This is a genomic window from Streptomyces sp. A1277 (assembly GCF_004795015.1).
Lineage (GTDB): Bacteria > Actinomycetota > Actinomycetes > Streptomycetales > Streptomycetaceae > Streptomyces.
Genome location: NZ_SSBI01000067.1, coordinates 1 through 15,549, shown reverse-complemented (window position 1 = coordinate 15,549; position 15,549 = coordinate 1). Strand labels below are relative to the sequence as shown.

The window sequence follows — 15,549 nt, the reverse complement described above, 5'->3', positions numbered from 1 at the left end:
CCGCGTTACCTACTCAGGCAATTCCGAATCTTGCCGCTTGGCCGCCTGGCTGCGAACAACGATTGGAGACCAGTGAGAACGCCCCGCCGATTCCCCGGCGGGGCGTTCTCACTGGTTCTGTACTTAGCTTGACGGAATCGTCACGACCGTCACTTGTCCATCCATTAGGCATTCGATGAGCACCGAACCGCCAAGCGGGTGGATCCAGAAGTGCGGCCCGGCGTCCAGGATGTCCCGCGCATGTCGCACCGCAACATCCGCAGGCATGGTCACGGCCGGCATCAGATAGTTGCCCCAGATGACGGCGATCCGCTCACCCCGCTGTACGTACGAGGAGAGCAGTTCCGCCGCCATCCTCGTCCAGTGCTCCTCATCGTCCCACCAGAGGCGGTCTTCGAACGGAGTTGACTCGAAGTCGATCACGTCGCCGGTAGCAGCCGGAAATCTGCTCAGCGTCGCTGCCGCCAGCGCGCGGTTCTCGGCGAGATCCAGCTTCATCACCTGCCGGCCGTCATCGTCGCGGGGGTCATTCATGAAGTCCGGAAGGTATTCCGGATGACTCCCATAAGAACTACCGTCGGTCATACGTTCCGCCTCAACCACGTCGAAATACCCCCGCGCCCGCCAGGGAACCTTATCGCCCATTTTCGAACCGACGCACCCTTACCCGTCATCACATTGATGTGCGGGCCGATTCGGTCGTCGGTATCCAGGCGGAACGACCTGTATTCCCCACCGCTGGTCGCGGTGAACCCGGTATCCCTACCGAAGGTGTCGACCGCAGACTCCATCGTCCCCTGCCGACGCTGCCACGAACCGGTGTCGATGGGCCCCACGGTGTCCAGGGCCTGGTTTCTGGCCTGTTCGAACGAGTCCGCGTCCAGGACAACCTCGCTGCGGGGCTTTGCCGGGTCGCACCTGCAAAGATCGGAGTGTCCGGGTTGCGATCCGCCACAGTTGTGAACCAGGACCGGCGTGGCCCCCGCCAGCACATAGTACGTGTGCAGGCCGTCCACGGTGAGGTCGAAGGTGACCGTGTTGTCGCTGTACTGCCGGTTACCCCGGACGACGGCGGGCTCGCCGTTCCCTGTCTGGAGCTTGTCGCCCCACTTCAGGTCCCTTGCCCTCGTCCAGGACTTCGACGTGGAGTCGTAAATCTGATGGAGAGCGGTGGTGTTGAGCGTCTTCTGCCCGTCCTTGGTCGCCACCGTCAGCGCCACGTAATCACGGTCGTGCGTGGTCACATGCACCTTGGTGACTTTGTGAGCCTCCTTCTTCTTCTTGCCCGGTTCGGCCGTCAGCACGTAGTCCCCGGCCTTGACCTGCGAGATCGGCTTGGCCACGCCATTCGCCAGGACCACGGGTGTTACACCGGTGAAGCTGTGGCAGCCACCGCCGCTGAGCTTGCCGGCCGCGGCGCCGAAGACGCCGCCGGTCCCCGCACCGATGGCGGTGGCTTTCGCGGCGCCGGAGACGCTGCAGCCCTCTTCGCTGACGGCGCAGGAGACGCCGTAGCCGACGGCGCCTTCGGCGGCTCCGCCGGCGGCGCCCAGGACTGCGCCGTTGAGGGCCTTGCCGCCGACACCGGCGAGGAGACGGCCCACCGGGGCGGCGAGCCTGACGCCGACCGCGCCGCCGACGGCGCCCGTGACGGCTCCCACGCCGACCGCAGTCGCGAAACCGGCCAGGGTCTTGGGGCCGTCACTCAAGGCGTAGCCGACCGCGTTCGCGGCAGCGCCCGCGAGCATGCCGCAACCGACCGCTCCGACGCCCCACGTCGCCGCTGTGCACCCGGCGAACACCGCCACACCGACCGCGACGGAAGCGATCGTGGAGGCGTGCTGCTTCACGAAGTTGGCTGTGGCCTTCGCCGCCTTCTTGACGGCCTTACCGACCTTCTTGGCGGCCTTCACCACCTTGTGGGCCACACTCTTGACGGCCTTGGCGACCTTGCGGACGGTCTTCTTGACCTGCTTGACGACCTTGTGGACGTATTTCTTTACGCGCTTGTACGTGCGCTTGACGTATCTCTTGACCTTTTTGACGCTGTCGGCCACGTAGTGCACGGCTTTCCGCACCACACGCTTGGCCTTCTTGACGACCTTCTTGACCGCCTTCTTGATCTTCTTGGCGGCGGCCTTGACCTTCTTCGCGGCCTTCTTGACGGCCGTCTTGGTCTTCTTGTAGGCCGACTTGACGACCTTCTTGACCTTCTTCTTGACCTTCTTGATGGCCTTGTCGACGAAGCTCGGCCAGTGACCCGTCGGGTCCGTCGCCGTCATCGGGTTCTGGTCCGCGTACGCGTAACGGTTCGCGGACACCGACGTCGGCAGCGGGTTCATGCCCACGGTGTCGCGGCTGTTGAACTGGCCGGTCTCCGGTGAGTACCAGCGCGCCGCCATGTTGACCTTGGCGGTCTCCGGGTCCGTCCACCCCGACTGGTAGCCGAGGTGCCCGACCATGCCGGTCGACTGCTCGACCTTCCCGAACGGGGAGTACGTCGTCGAGCCGGACAGCGCCTCGCCGTCCGCGGTGAACTGGCCCACCACGTCGTCGTGGATGTCGGTCAGCGCGAGCACCGAGCCGATCGCCGACTTGATGCCCATCAGCGAACCGTCGACGTTGCGGCTGTACGACGTACCGCCGTCCGACGCCACGTCGTTGCCTGCCCCGCTGTACGCGAAGTCGTACACGGTGCCGCCCTGGCCGTCATTGGCCTTCAGCGTGCGGTCCAGACCGTCGTAGGTGTAGGTCCGCTCGCCCTCGCTGATGACGCGGTTGAAGGCGTCCGCCTTCACCGAGGTCTGCACACCGCCCTCGTCCGTGACCGAACTCATCGTGCCGCGCGCGGTGTACTTGTACGTGCTCTGCCCGTCCGAGGTGAGACGGTTGCGGGCGTCGTACGTGTAGGTGTCACCGCCCACGCGGGTCCGGTTGCCGGACGCGTCGTAGCCGTACTGCTCGGTCGTGCTCCCGTTGTTCCAGGACGACAGGCGGTTCGCCCAGTCGTACGTGTACGTGTTCGTGGCGGCCCCTGCGACACCCGTCGTCGTCTTCGACGTCTCGTTGCCGTTGAGGTCGTAACCGTACGTGAACGACGCCAGGGACTTGCCCGTCGGTGACGTCAGCTTGTCGGTGGTGAGCTGGCCCAGGGAGTCGTAGGAGAAGTCACGCCGCCCCTTGCCCTGGCCGTACTCGATCGACGTGACGTTGGACTCGGTGTCGTAGCCGTACGTCATCGACGTCCCGCTCGCCCCGTCCACCGCCGTCTTCAGCCGGCCCGCCGTGTCGTACCCGAAGGTCGACGTGCCCGACGCGTCCTTGCGCGAGGTCATCGCGCCGTTGCCGTCGTAGGTGAAGGACGAGGAGCCGGAGGGGCCGTTCGCCGAGAGGAGCAGACCGCGGTCGTCGTAGGAGAAGGTGTTCTTCTCCTCGTCCGCACCCGCCACCGAGGTGACCTGGTCGTCCTCGTCATAGGTGTAGGTGTGGTCGGTGGTCTCCGCCTCCGCGCCCGTGCCGTGCTGGCGGACCAGCCGGCTCCGGTCGTCGTACTCGTTGCTGACGACGACCCCGCCCGGGGAGCGCTGCTCCTTGGGCCGGCCCGCGGCGTCGTAGATCATCGTGAACGTACGGTCCGCGAGGTCCGGATGCGCCGGGGTGGACGGTTCGATCTCCTTCTCCGCCATGCCCCACGTGTTGTAGGTGGTGAGGAAGGCGTTGCCGCGCCCGTCGGTGAAGCGCGTGCGGTTGCCCGCCGCGTCGTAGCCGAAGGTCGTGGTGATCGACTCGGTCGCCGAGACCGGCTGGACCGCCTTGGTGATCAGGCCCGTCGCATCGCTCGTGAGCGTGACGGTGTGGCCCCGGTAGTCGGTCACCGACGTCGGGTTGCCCGCACGGTCGTAGGTGGAGCTGCTGGTGCGCAGCACCTTGCCCGTCGCGTCCAGGTCCTTCGTGGCGGTGAGCTGGCCGTAGCCGTCGTAGGTGTTGGCGGTGCTGGTGCCGTCGGCGTCCACCGACGTGAGCGGCCGGCCGTCCATGTCGTACGTGAAGCGGCTGGTGGCGCCCGCGGCGTCGGTCACCTCCGTCGTCTCGCCGAGGACGTTGTACTTGTAGGACTCGCTCACGCCGGTCGGGCTGACCGTGCGGGAGAGTTCACCTCCGGGTGCCTTGTACTCGTTGATGGAGGTGTACGCCCGCTCGGTGGGCTGGCGCACGATGTCGGTGTCCGTGACCGGACGGCCGAGGTAGTCCCAGGTGGTCTCCTGGCGGGCGCCGCCGGGCCGGGTGGCCGACAGCTGGTCGCCGTTGGCGGTGTACGTGTACCGCGTCGTGGCGCCGCCGGGCTCCCTGACCGAGGCCAGGTCGCCGAGCTGGGTGTAGGTGTACTCGGTGCGCTTGCCCAGCGGGTCGACCTCGGCGGTGACCTGGCCGAGCTTGTTGTACTCGTTCCAGGTCGCGGCCGTGATCGGGGCCGAGGCCCCCGGCGGGGTGTAGTTCGGCATCGTCGTCGAGGACTCCTGGCCCTCGGCGTCGTACGCGGTCGTGACCACGTTGCCCCGCGGGTCGGAGGACTCGGTCTCCTCACCGAAGGTGTTGTAGCCGGTCATCGACACCGGCCGGACGGTCACCGCGGCGCCGCCTCCGGTCTCGCTGCTGACGGCGGGCTCCGTGACGCTGGTCTGCTGACCTGCCTCGTCGTAGCCGTAGTCGGTCGTGACTCCGTTCTCGTCGGTCATGGCCAGCGGCAGTCCGCGCTGGTCCAGCCGCCAGGTGCTGGTGCGCACGGAGCTGCCCGCGGCCGGCAGGGTGCCGCCCTTGACCGCGGCCACCTGGGTGGCGGTCAGCGCCTCGCCGTAGATCTGGATGTCGCTGAGCGAGCCGTTGGTGTTCTCGCCGTAGGCGCCGTCGTACAGCCTCCGCCCGATCTGGACGGCGCCGGTGGCGTCCCAGGGGGTGGTGAAGGCGGCGGGGGTCCCGGACAGTACGCCGTTGACGTACAGCCGGATCTGCGCGGCCTCCTGGTCGTACACACCGGCCAGGTGCGTCCAGGTGCCGGCGGTCGCGGCCGCGGTCCCGGAGCTGCTCCGCACGATGGTGGGCTTCACGACGTCCGCGCTGTGGCGGTTGAACGTCCAGCCGTACGCCGTGGAGTAGTACAGCTGGAATCCGCTGGCCTGCTTCCCGTCCTGGGCGAGGAAGGTGCCGTTGGCCGCGGTGGAGTTCAGCTTGACCCAGGCGGAGACGGTGAAGGACCCGCCGGTGTTGACCACCGCGCCCTTCGTCTGGCCGTAGGCGTTCGCCGTGCCGTCGAAGACGGCGGCGCCGCCGCGCTCGGTGGAGCGGGTGACCCCGCTGCCGAAGGTGGCGGTGCTGTTGCCGCCGGAGGAGTCCGCGGCCGTGGGACCGCTGGTCTCGGCCATCTTCCAGCGGGCCACCGGTGCGGTGGTGCCGTCGTGGACGGTGGATCCGGTGACGTTGCCGAGGTTGTCGTAGAGCGTGTCCTCGGTGCTGGTACGGCCGTTGGCCGGGTCGAGGTCGGTCTCCGATACGACGTTGTCGTCCGGGTCGTAGCTCACCTTCGTGGTCCGGGCGAGCCCGCCCGGGTCCAGGACCGAGGACGTGGTGCGGTCGGAGGCGTCCACGGTGAACGTGGAGACCGTCTGGCCGTCGTTGGTGACCTGCTTGGTCAGGTTGCCGGCCGCGTCGTAGGTGTTGGCCTCCTCGGTGAAGGAGAGGCCGTTGGCCGGGTCCTTGCGCACCACCGAGGCGGCGAGGCCGTCGTCGGTGTACGTGTACGCCGTGACGTGGCCCATCGCGTCGGTGATCGACGCGAGGCGGCCCGCCGGATCGTAGGCGCGGGACTCCTGCACGAGGGTCGTGGGCGACGACGGGTGCGCCGGATCGCCCGTGTAGTTCAGCAGGTTGGTGGTGAGGGGCCTGCCCTCGCCGTCGAAGGTGTAGGTGTTGACGTTGCCGGCCGGGTCGGTCTCCTTGACCTTGTTGCCGTACACGTCGTACTCGAACGACGTGGTGTCGCCGCCCGGGTCGGTCCTCGACGCCATGCGGTTGTACGCGTCGTACGTGATCGAGGTGGCGCGGGAGGCGTCACCGCCGGTCAGGTCGGCGATCGTCTGCGAGAGGACGTTGCCGTCGGCGTCGTAGACCGTGGTGGTCCGCCCGGTGTGCACGGCGCCGGTGACCCGGTTGGTGACCGGTGGGTCGGTCTCGGTGAGGACCTGGTCGTCCTTGTCGTACGTCAGGGTCGTGGTGAGGCCGGCCGGCTGGGCGTCCGTCACCTCGGTCCTGGTCAGCTGACGCCCGAGGTTGTCGTAGGTGCTCCTCTCCTTCGCCCCGTTGGCGTCGGTGATCTCGGCGACGTCACCGTTGGCGAAGTAGGAGTACGCGGTCTTCCGGCCGCCCGGGGTGACCACCTCGGCGACCAGTCCGGCCGGCGCCTTCGCGGTGCCGCCCTCCGCCGCCGGGGTGGTGGCGGTGGTGTACGTGGTGGTGGCGGTCCGCCCCTTGGGGTGGCCCGGCACCGGGGGCGTCGTCACCGAGGTGAGGTTGCCCGCCGTGTCGTACGCGTAGCTGGTCAGGTAGGTGTTGTCCGTCGGGCCCGAGGATCGGCCGTCGCGCTCGGTGAGCACCAGGTCGTTGCGCGGGTCCATCGGCGGGAACGCCGTGGTCGAGTCCGGGTAGTACGTGTAGTAGTCGGTGGCGCACTTGCCCGCGGCCGTGTCCTGGCACATGGTCTGGGAGACCGTGTTGCCGCGGATGTCGTGTCCGGTGATCGAGCGGTTGCCGTTGGCGTCGGTCACGGTGCGCAGGAAGCCCGCCGTGTCGTAGCCGTACGTGGTGCGCTTGCCGTTGGTGTCGATCGCGGTGAGCAGACGGTTGCCCATCTCCGCGTCGTACACGTAGGTGAGTGTCTTCTCCTTGGGGTCGGTGAGCTTCACCGTCCGCACCGGGGCGACGCCCGAGGACGCCTTGTACGCCGACCAGTGCTGCTCGACCTGCTCCTCGGTGAGCCCGCCCGCGTGCACGGCGACCTCGGCGATGGAACCGGTGAAGTAGCTGACGTCGGCGGGCGCGTTGTTCCAGCCCTTGGCGAAGCCCGCGCCGACGAAGGTGCGGGTGTTCGTCTGGTCGTTGGGGGCGCCGGTGAAGTCGGCCTGCTTGACGCCGTCCACGTACAGGGTCTGCTTGGTGCCGGTCGCGGAGAGCACCGCGTGGTGCCAGGCGTTGTTGTCGACCTTGGCCTTGGAGCCGAAGTCGGTGCCGGCCGAACCCGCCGCGCTGTACCAGTGGCCGCGCAGCTTGCCGTCGGCGCCGACGTAGAGGACGGGGTTGATGGGACCGCTCGCCCCGGCCGCGTCGTTCACCGCCTTGGCCTGGTCGGCGACGAGCACCCCGGGTTTGGCGGTCTTGAACCACAGCTCGACGGAGCGGTCGCCCTTGTGCCAGGTGCCGTACGGGATCTCCGCGTACGAACTGGTGCCGTTGAACTGCGCCGCCGTGACATCACCGGCACCGAACGGACCGGCCACGCCCTGGGTGACGCTGTTGTACGTACCGAAACCGGTGTGCAGCTCGTTGGCGGCCTGCGCCGCGCCCTGGGTGTCGTCCAGGCGCCAGTAGCCGGCCGGTGCCGACCCCATCACCGAGGAGCGGTAGACCTGGGACGAGCCGGTGACGGTGGCGGGGTTCAGCTTCCAGGTTCCGCCGTCGCCGTCGGTGGCCTGGACGACCAGGTCGTCGGTGGTGCCGTAGGTGACGGCCGACTGGGTCTTGCCGCCCGGCGTGGTGATCTTGTTGAGCAGTCCCGCGGACCGGGTGGCCGCACGGTACTGCGCGGTGATGACCGACGGGTCGAGCGCCTCGGTGTAGACGGCGACCTCGGCGATCTGTCCGGAGTAGTGCCCCAGCTTGTCGGAGGCGTTCATGGCCGGCCAGCCGTCGGTGTTCACCCCGGCGCCGAAGGAGATGTAGGGCTGCTCCCAGTCGTTGATGGTGCCGGCCAGGCTGCCCTGCTTGGCACCGTCGAGGTAGAGCGTCTGGGTGGTCGCCGCTCCGGTGAGAGCCACGTTGTGCCACTTGCCGTCCGTGACGGTGGCCGTGGAGGCGATCGTGGTCATGCACCCCGGAGACATGGCGAGGCAGCCCCGCAGCTTGCCGTCCGTGCCGACGTACACCGCCGGGGTGTTCTTCTTCGTGTTCGCGACCGGGTCGGCGTCACTGAGCGGCTTGTCCCCGTAGTAGAAGAGGACACCGCCCGCCTTCGTGGTCTTGAACCACAGCGACACCGTCGTGTACGAGGGCGTGGCGCCGGGGGCGCTCGGGATCTCGACGTACGACGTGGTGCCGTTGAAGGTGGCGGCCTTCTGCGTGGAGCCGGTCAGCGGACCGGTCCCGCCGAGGGTCACGTTGCGGTAGAGGCCGTTGAACTTGCCCTGGTTGAGGTCGACCGTGTCGCTCGCGACCGTGCCGCTGGTCTCCCCGAGCCGCCAGTACGCGAACGGGTCCGCGTCCATGACGGTGGTGCGGTAGTGGTTGCCCGTGGCGTAGCCGTAGACCGTGCACTTGGTGGGGTCGGCGGGCGGGCAGACCTTGGTGAGCTGGTCACCGGTGTAGCCGTAGTTCCAGACCTGGGCGGTGCTCGCGTCCCCGGCCTTGGCGGGGTCCGTGGTCACGGTCGACACGTGCGGGGCGGTGGCCCCGGTGGGCGTCTGCCAGGCGAAGGTCAGCGACCGGTTGGACGTGGTGTTGGTGACCTTGCTGAGCTTGCCGCTCGTGTAGGTGAAGGTCTCCGTCCGGTTCGCGTAGTCCTTGATGGAGGAGATCGCGAACGCGCCGGTCCGGCCGGGCACCGCCTGCTGGAAGCCGTAGGCGGTGAAGTCCTTGTCGGTCAGCGTGTATCCGCCGCCCGACGCGGCCGCCGCCAGCCTGGCGTACCGTCCCATCGGCGGCACGAAGGTGCCGTCGGCGTTGCGGCCGAAGGCGACCTGCTCGCCGCCCGGGTAGGTGATCACGACGCTCGTGAGTGTGCCGGCGCCGTCCTTCACCTCCACGGCCGTCATGTCGGTGACCGTCGCCCAGCCGGCGCCGAAGGCACCGTCGGTGCGCGGGTCACGGCTGTTGTACGAGCGCTCCACCGACAGCGACGGGCCGACGACCTCGACCTCGGCGTCGGTGTCCTCGGTGGTGTAGTTGGCGTCGCTCGGGTCGAACTCGTGGCCGTCGGTGTTCTGGGAGAGGCCCGAGGTGACCGGCGGCTGTGGCACCGCGGTGGCGAAGCGGCTCGCGGAGTACATCACCGAGGCGTAGCCGTCGGTGACGCTGACGTACCAGTCGTAGTTCTTGCTCCACTTGAGCTTGCCGGCGGGTATCTTCCAGCTGCTCTTGCTGATCACCCCGGACGTGGCGACGGGCGTGGTGCTGTCGCTGTCCGCGTCGTACACCTCGAAGGCGTACGTCAGGGCGGCCATCGGCCACTTGTCGGCGTCGCTCGCGTAGACCAGCAGCTCGGGCTGGAGCGTGTTCGACTGGTGGTTGACCGGCGGGTACTGGGCGTTGATCTGCGGCGCCTTGTTGGCCGTGTAGGTCAGGTCCAGTGCGGGCCGGAAGGCCGCCGTGGTGCTGTTGTCGGAGTGGAACTTCTTCCAGTGCAGCCCGTCGCCGGTCGGCGCGGTCAGGGCCAGGCCGTAGTTGGCGCTCCCGGTGGCGATGCCGTCGAACCATCCGGTGGACAGCTTGACCGGCATCTTCGTGCCGACGCTCAGGGAGTTGGCGCTGTTGCTGCAGGAGGCCCCGGGGGCGACCGTGGCAGTGCCGATCGCGGCACCGTACGCCGGGCCGGGGTAGGAGGTGACACCGGCCGGGGTCCAGGACTTGGTGACCGGGTGCACCGAGAACGGCTCGGCGGTGCAGGTCGCGGACCAGATCGCGTACACGTTCAAAGTGGCGGCGGTGACCCGCTGGCCCTTGAGCGTGGTGCCCAGCGAGGAGAACTGGAGGAACGAGTTCGCCTTGTTGGTGCCGGAGTCGTAGCTGCCGACCTTGATCTGGTTCTCGGTGGAGTGGTCACCACCGATGGTGTTCTGCGCGTACGTCGTGTTGCCGGCGGTGATCGTCGGGTCCACGGTGACGGGGTAGGCCCGGGCGGGGTCGTCCAGCCAGTCGCGGTCGGCGGTCAGCCGCAAGGCGGGCTTGCCGTCGGCGGTGGTCAGTTCGTAGGCCACCGCGCGGGATATCGCCGCGTCGCCGGAGCGGGGGTCGATCCGTGAGTCCTCCATGAAGGCGTGGGGAATGGTGGCCGTCACCTCCCCGTCCCCGTCGGTGAACTCCACGTCGCCGTTGTCCGCGATGCGCGGCGTGAGCCCCTGGGCATCGAGGGGGAACAGCCACGAGTTGGGGGCGTCGGCCGACCGCAGGACCAGCCGCTCCTTGAACCCCTCGGTGAGCGGGGACAGCAGCAGGTCGGTGTCCGGCAGCACGTCGGCGTACGTCGCCGTGTTGTCGGCGTCGACGGTGGCGACGGCCTTCTTCGCTCCGCGGAGCGAGTAGGCGAGGCTACGGCCCGTACCGAAGTCGACGGAGGCGAGCTGCTGGTCGCCGGCGTCCGGGGCGAATTCGACGTCGAGGGAGTTGGCGGCCTGCTGGAGGCGGCCGTCCTTGTTCCGCGTCAGGTCGGTGTCGATCGGCTTCCAGGCGCCGTCGGCGCCCTTGAAGTTGGACCGGCCCGCGTAGTGGCGGACGGTGGTCGATCCGTCGGCGTTGACGAAGTAGTCCGAGGTCGCCGTGGACTTCTTCGCGTTCCGTCTACTGGTCTTCGCGTCGAAGCTCTTGGCATTGCCGGCGGCCGGGTCGGTGACCGTCTTGCCGGGGCGTTCGTCGGCGCGGGTGTAGGCGTCGAGTTCACCCTTGCCCTTGCCGGCGCGGTGGCCGACCGCGGTCCTGCTGCTGGTCTGGTCCGCGGTGGCGGTGTGGCTCTTGCCGCGCGCGGTGCCGTTCTCCTGCTCGGGGGTGTGCAGGGGGGACTCGTCCAGCCACTCCCACAGCCCGGACAACGACATCTTCGGCATCGAGAGCGCCGGCAGGGTCTCACCTGTGGCGGACGCGGTCTCGGTCGTGAGCATGCAGGAGAGCGAGACGAGTACGGCAATTGCCGTACCTCGTGCCCTGCGTCGCCCGACGGGGCCTGGGGGGAACAACGATGATGGTCTTCGCCATCGAGCACGCATCGGGGCAGCTTTCTCTTCACAAGACCTACATATGGCCTCGCGAGGTTGCCCCATAAACCGACACGAGATCTACCCATTCCCGGGTGATCTTGTGCGATGTTTATCTCACCGCGCGTTTCGCACCACGTCGCTTACTGCTGCACGGTGTTGACGGCCCGTCGGACGACTTTCGCGACCTCGTCCGGCACCCCGTCGCCCGGTGCGACCACCGTGAGGTTTCCGGGTTGCGCGCCCCGGCTCTCCCCCTCGGATCCGACCACCACGAACCGCGTCCGCGGATGGCTGCCCGCCGCCTTGCGCACGGTCTCCGTCTGGGCCTGGCCGGTGGCCAGCACGATTTCGCAGTCCCGCTGGATCAGGCCGTTCAGATGCGGCAGCGCGTTCGCCGCTGTCTGCGCCCCCATGACCGGGACATGGGTGACCCGGGCCCGCGTGTCTCCGGAAGCCGCCTCCATGCCCTGCCAGACGGCGGCGGGAGTGCCCGCCTTGATGCCGTCCTCGCCGGTGAGCAGGCACGCGTCCACATCCCGGTACTGGCGCGCCCTGGCATCCGGCGGGCCCGCCGCTTCGTCCTCACCGCCGAACACCCACACGGCAACGAGGGCGCAGACGACCAGCAGCACCCCGCCCCCCATCCAGCCGCCACGACGCCCGCGCAACAGGGCCGACGCCTGCTCGATGAGCAGCCGCACGCGAGGCAGGCGGCGCCCGGGTGCGGGCGTCCTGCCCCGCCAGGCACGCCGGGTCCTCACACCGCGCCTTCCGCGCCGGGGCGGGGCATCCGCCACGGGACCCCGGCGAACAAGGCGTGCGCCGCGGCCCCCAGCGTGGTCACCAGCACCAGCAGCAGGTCGGCGGCGAACTCGGCCCCGCGCGTCTCCTCCGGGGTCAGCGCCGCCCAGAGCACCCAGGCAACATTGGCGGCCGCGAAGCCGGCCAGCGCCGCCCAGTCACCGGCCCGCCGGCGCCGGGCGGCGATGACGAGCGAGGGCACGAAGGAGAGCATGCCCAGCGTGACCACGGGGACCGCGGCCAGCAGGACGCCAGGGGCCGCCGTCATCACCGTCGTGAGCAATGAACGCGGACCCGGCTCGACAGTGTGGGGCACAGCAGGCTTCACGCTGTGTTCCTTACGGGAGCGACGCGGGCGGCCCGGCGCGCAGCGGCTCGGACCGTTCGCACAGACGCCCGATGGATTCGGACGCCGCAGCGTACACCATTCCTTCACAGCTCCGGCACAGCGGGCTCAACCCCCGCACAGCTCCAGCATGACCTTCTTGTCCGCGGTGGTGACCGGGAGTTCGTACTTCAGTGACACCTGCGCGAACCGCAGCGCGTACGCGCACCGCACCGGCTTGTACGGCGGGAGCCAGGTCGCGGGGCCGGAGTCGCGCTTGGCGTTGTTGGCCGGGCCGTCCACCGGGATGAGGTTGAGCGGGTCGTTGGCGATCTGCTGCCGCTTGGCCTCGTTCCAGCGGGCGGCGCCCATCTGCCAGTCGTACGACAGCGGCATGACGTGGTCGATCTGCACCTTGGTGGCCTGCTGCTTGCGCCACTCGATGCTCTTGCCGGTGTACGGGTCCTTGAGGGTCATGGAGACGACCACGCAGTCCGAGCCGGACCGGAACGCGACGTCCTTGCCGTCGCGGGCGAGCAGGTCGTTGCGGGTGTCGCAGCCGTTGCGGGACAGCGGGATGCCGTCCACGGAGTCCTTCCACGCATAGCCGAACTTGTCCCGCTCGTAACCCGTCTTGGGGCCGCGCCCCTTGGTGGCGACCTTCTCGATGACCTTGCGGGCCGCCGCCCGGTCCGCGTCCGAGGTGAGGGGCGCGAGGCCCGGCTTCGTACCGTCGGCGTTGTCCAGCGGGCTGGCACCGAAACCGGTGACGGACTGGCCGCCGCCGTCAGCGGCGCCGCCGGAGCGGTCGGCGCCCGAGGTGACCTGGTCGGGGTCACAACCATTCAGGGCCAGCGCGGCCGTCACGGCCAGGGCGGGCACCATCAACCGAGACACGCGGAGGGATATCACTCGTAGCCGTCCTGACGGGGAGAAAGCCGAACCAACCAGGGGATCCTACGGATGTCTTCCCCGCCAGGGGCGGTTCAAGGCCACCGTTCACCGCCGATGCGGTCCGGATCACACCTTTCCGATGCCGAGCGTCGTCTCGGACGGCAGCAGCCCGGATCCGATGGCCGCCACCCACAGCGGCCCCAACAGCGCGACGAGCCGCTCCCGTTCAGCCTCGCCGAGCACCCGCCACGGGCCGGCCGCCGCCTCGTCGGTACGCCGCTCGACCTCGGCCCGCAGGGCGCGGCCGGCCTCGGTCGCCGTACCGGCCGCCGCCACCAGCCCCCGCTTCTCCAGCCGCCGGAGCCCGTCCTGCCACTCGTCCTCGCTCCATCCCCGGCTGGCGAACACCTCGGGGCGGGCGGCCCCGATCGCCGCGAAGGAGACCAGCGACTCGACGGGGTCCAGCCCGGCGTGCACGAGCGCCGCGAGGTGGCCGTCGCCCCGGTGTTCGCGCAGGACGGTCGCCGCGTGCCAGAGGGCGAGGTGGGGTTCGTCCGGCCAGGGCAGCGCGGCGTTGGCCGCGGCGAGCGGCCGGTCCGCCGTGTCGGCGGCCTCCGCCACGCGCCGCAGCAGTGCGGCGGCCTCGGCGGTTCCCGGCGCGGCGGCCTCCTCGCCCAGCAGCGTCCGGTACGCGCGGTCGACGGCACGTCCGCGGGCGTCGAGCACCGCGTCCGACGAGGCGACGGACCAGATGCCCGGAACGTGGGCGCCCACCATGCGCGGGCTGAAGCTGTAGAAGGTCTCGCCGACCTGCCCCGCCCCGGCCTCCCCGAGCGGCGCCGCCCGCCAGGCGAAGTAGCTCGGCCAGCGCTCGTCGACGGCGTACCCGAGGGCCGCGGCCTCCTCGAATGCCTCCGGGGCGTAGTAGAGAACAGCGTGCAGGGGCTCCAGCAGGTGCCACATCTGCCGTACGCGGCCCAGCTCCTCGGACATGTCTCCGCCTTCCGCGACGCACTCGCCATCTAGCCATCTAGCCATCTAGCCATCTAGCCACTGCCAAGATTGAGCTCCAGAGTGCGCCCCTGCGGCAAACTTGTCAATGACTAGATCGCGCGTACCCTGCTGTTCATGACCAGTGACCGCCCCTACCACCACGGCGACCTGCGGCGGGCCGTCCTCACCGCCGCCCTCGACGTCATCCGCACCGAGGGCCCCGCCGCGCTGAGCCTGCGCGACCTGGCCCGCCGGGCCGGCGTCTCCCACGCCGCCCCCGCCCACCACTTCAAGGACCGCACGGGCCTGCTCACCGCCATCGCCGCCGAGGGCTACACCCTCTTCGCCGACGCCCTGGCCGGGGCGCCGGACCTCCGCGAGCGGGGCGTGGCGTACGTACGGTTCGCGGCGGCGCACCCGGCGCACTTCCAGGTGATGTTCCAGCCGGACCTCTGCCGCGACGACGACCCGGATCTCCTTGCAGCGAAGGACCGCGCCACGGCCGAACTCCGCGCGGGCGTCGCCACCCTCGCCCCCACCGACGCTCCCCGCCTCACGGGCATCGCCGCCTGGTCCCTCGCCCATGGCTTCGCCACCCTGCTCCTCAGCGGCAATCTGGACGCGGCGGTGGGCGGCCGCGACCCGGAGGAGGTGTTCCGGTCACTGACGGGGCTGCTGTTCACGCCGGACGGGGGGTAGGGGCGGGGGGCCCCGGGCACGTGGGCCTATTCGGCCGTGAACTCGTACTGCACCTCGTACAGATGTCCCGCCTTCACCATGACGGTTGCCTCGACGGGCAGCTCGTCGTCGCTGTAGACGACGCGCAGTGTACGCAGCACCGGCAGCCCTCCGGGCAGGCGCAGCGCCTGGTACTGATCCTGAGTGGGGACTCGGGCGGACACCCGGTCAACGCTGAGCCGGGGCGGATACCCCAGCTCCGCCAGCAGGGTCGGAGTACCGCCCGGGATCCTGCGGCGTACCGTCATCGCCGTACCACTGACGATGCCCAACGGGTAGTAGGAGGCCACGAGTTCGGCTGGCTCGTCGTCGATCACGAGCAGTTGGCGCCGCAGGAGCGCGAGCCCGCCCGCCGGGAGCCGCAGCGCCTCCGCGACATCTGCGGGTGGCCGGGTCTCGGCCACTTCGAGCAGCGTGCTGTGGGCGCGGGAGCCGTCCTTAGCCTTGATCCGCCGAGGCGGTTTGAGGATGTTCTCCTGCCCGGTTGTTGAGTTGGTTCTGTGTGGGTGGCTGAGTGTGGGCAGGTGGTATCTGCTGGTTTGCCCAGCTTTTCCACGTTCTTCGGTT

7 protein-coding genes and 1 pseudogene are annotated in these 15,549 nt (G+C 69.4%); 1 reads left to right on the top strand and 7 read right to left on the bottom strand.

The window, feature by feature from the left end; genetic code table 11:
* Window positions 1-123 precede the first annotated feature (123 nt).
* From E6R18_RS31590 to E6R18_RS31565, 6 genes are all read right to left on the bottom strand, one after another.
* A complete protein-coding gene (locus tag E6R18_RS31590; RefSeq protein ID WP_234460750.1) occupies window positions 124-585 on the bottom strand; it encodes a hypothetical protein in 462 nt (153 codons plus the stop codon).
* Window positions 582-11,135 carry a LamG-like jellyroll fold domain-containing protein gene (locus E6R18_RS31585; protein WP_240799916.1) on the bottom strand — a complete coding sequence of 3,518 codons (10,554 nt, stop codon included), beginning with the start codon at window positions 11,133-11,135 and terminating at the stop codon, window positions 582-584. The genes E6R18_RS31590 and E6R18_RS31585 overlap by 4 nt, the downstream gene beginning before the upstream one ends.
* 236 nt (window positions 11,136-11,371) lie before the next feature.
* Window positions 11,372-11,932 carry a BMP family ABC transporter substrate-binding protein gene (locus E6R18_RS31580; protein WP_240799915.1) on the bottom strand — a complete coding sequence of 187 codons (561 nt, stop codon included), beginning with the start codon at window positions 11,930-11,932 and terminating at the stop codon, window positions 11,372-11,374.
* Between the two features lie 56 nt (window positions 11,933-11,988).
* The gene (locus E6R18_RS31575; RefSeq protein WP_136320303.1) at window positions 11,989-12,300 is read right to left on the bottom strand and encodes a hypothetical protein; all 312 of its coding nucleotides are present in this window, start codon (window positions 12,298-12,300) and stop codon (window positions 11,989-11,991) included.
* Between the two features lie 186 nt (window positions 12,301-12,486).
* Window positions 12,487-13,242, bottom strand: coding sequence for an HNH endonuclease family protein (locus tag E6R18_RS31570; protein ID WP_206308482.1), 756 nt, complete (start codon window positions 13,240-13,242; stop codon window positions 12,487-12,489).
* A gap of 135 nt (window positions 13,243-13,377) precedes the next feature.
* Entirely contained in the window at window positions 13,378-14,244 is an 867-nt protein-coding gene (locus tag E6R18_RS31565; protein ID WP_136320302.1) for a hypothetical protein, read from the bottom strand.
* A 135-nt stretch (window positions 14,245-14,379) separates the two neighbouring features.
* On the opposite strand from E6R18_RS31565, the gene E6R18_RS31560 reads away from it, so the two are divergent.
* Complete coding sequence (locus E6R18_RS31560; RefSeq protein WP_136320301.1) at window positions 14,380-14,943, top strand: TetR/AcrR family transcriptional regulator; 564 nt, start codon at window positions 14,380-14,382, stop codon at window positions 14,941-14,943.
* 26 nt (window positions 14,944-14,969) lie between these two features.
* On the opposite strand, the pseudogene E6R18_RS31555 reads toward E6R18_RS31560, so the two are convergent.
* Window positions 14,970-15,416: pseudogene (locus E6R18_RS31555) on the bottom strand (UTRA domain-containing protein); the annotation flags it as partial.
* Window positions 15,417-15,549: the final 133 nt, after the last annotated feature.

What these genes read in the sequence shown, in the direction of transcription:
- E6R18_RS31560 (WP_136320301.1), top strand. Translation starts at nt 14,380, where the DNA reads ATGACCAGTGACCGCCCCTACCACCACGGCGACCTGCGGCGGGCCGTC.
- E6R18_RS31565 (WP_136320302.1), bottom strand. Translation starts at nt 14,244, where the DNA reads ATGTCCGAGGAGCTGGGCCGCGTACGGCAGATGTGGCACCTGCTGGAG.
- E6R18_RS31590 (WP_234460750.1), bottom strand. Translation starts at nt 585, where the DNA reads ATGACCGACGGTAGTTCTTATGGGAGTCATCCGGAATACCTTCCGGAC.
- E6R18_RS31585 (WP_240799916.1), bottom strand. Translation starts at nt 11,135, where the DNA reads ATGCTCACGACCGAGACCGCGTCCGCCACAGGTGAGACCCTGCCGGCG.
- E6R18_RS31575 (WP_136320303.1), bottom strand. Translation starts at nt 12,300, where the DNA reads ATGACGGCGGCCCCTGGCGTCCTGCTGGCCGCGGTCCCCGTGGTCACG.
- E6R18_RS31570 (WP_206308482.1), bottom strand. Translation starts at nt 13,242, where the DNA reads ATGGTGCCCGCCCTGGCCGTGACGGCCGCGCTGGCCCTGAATGGTTGT.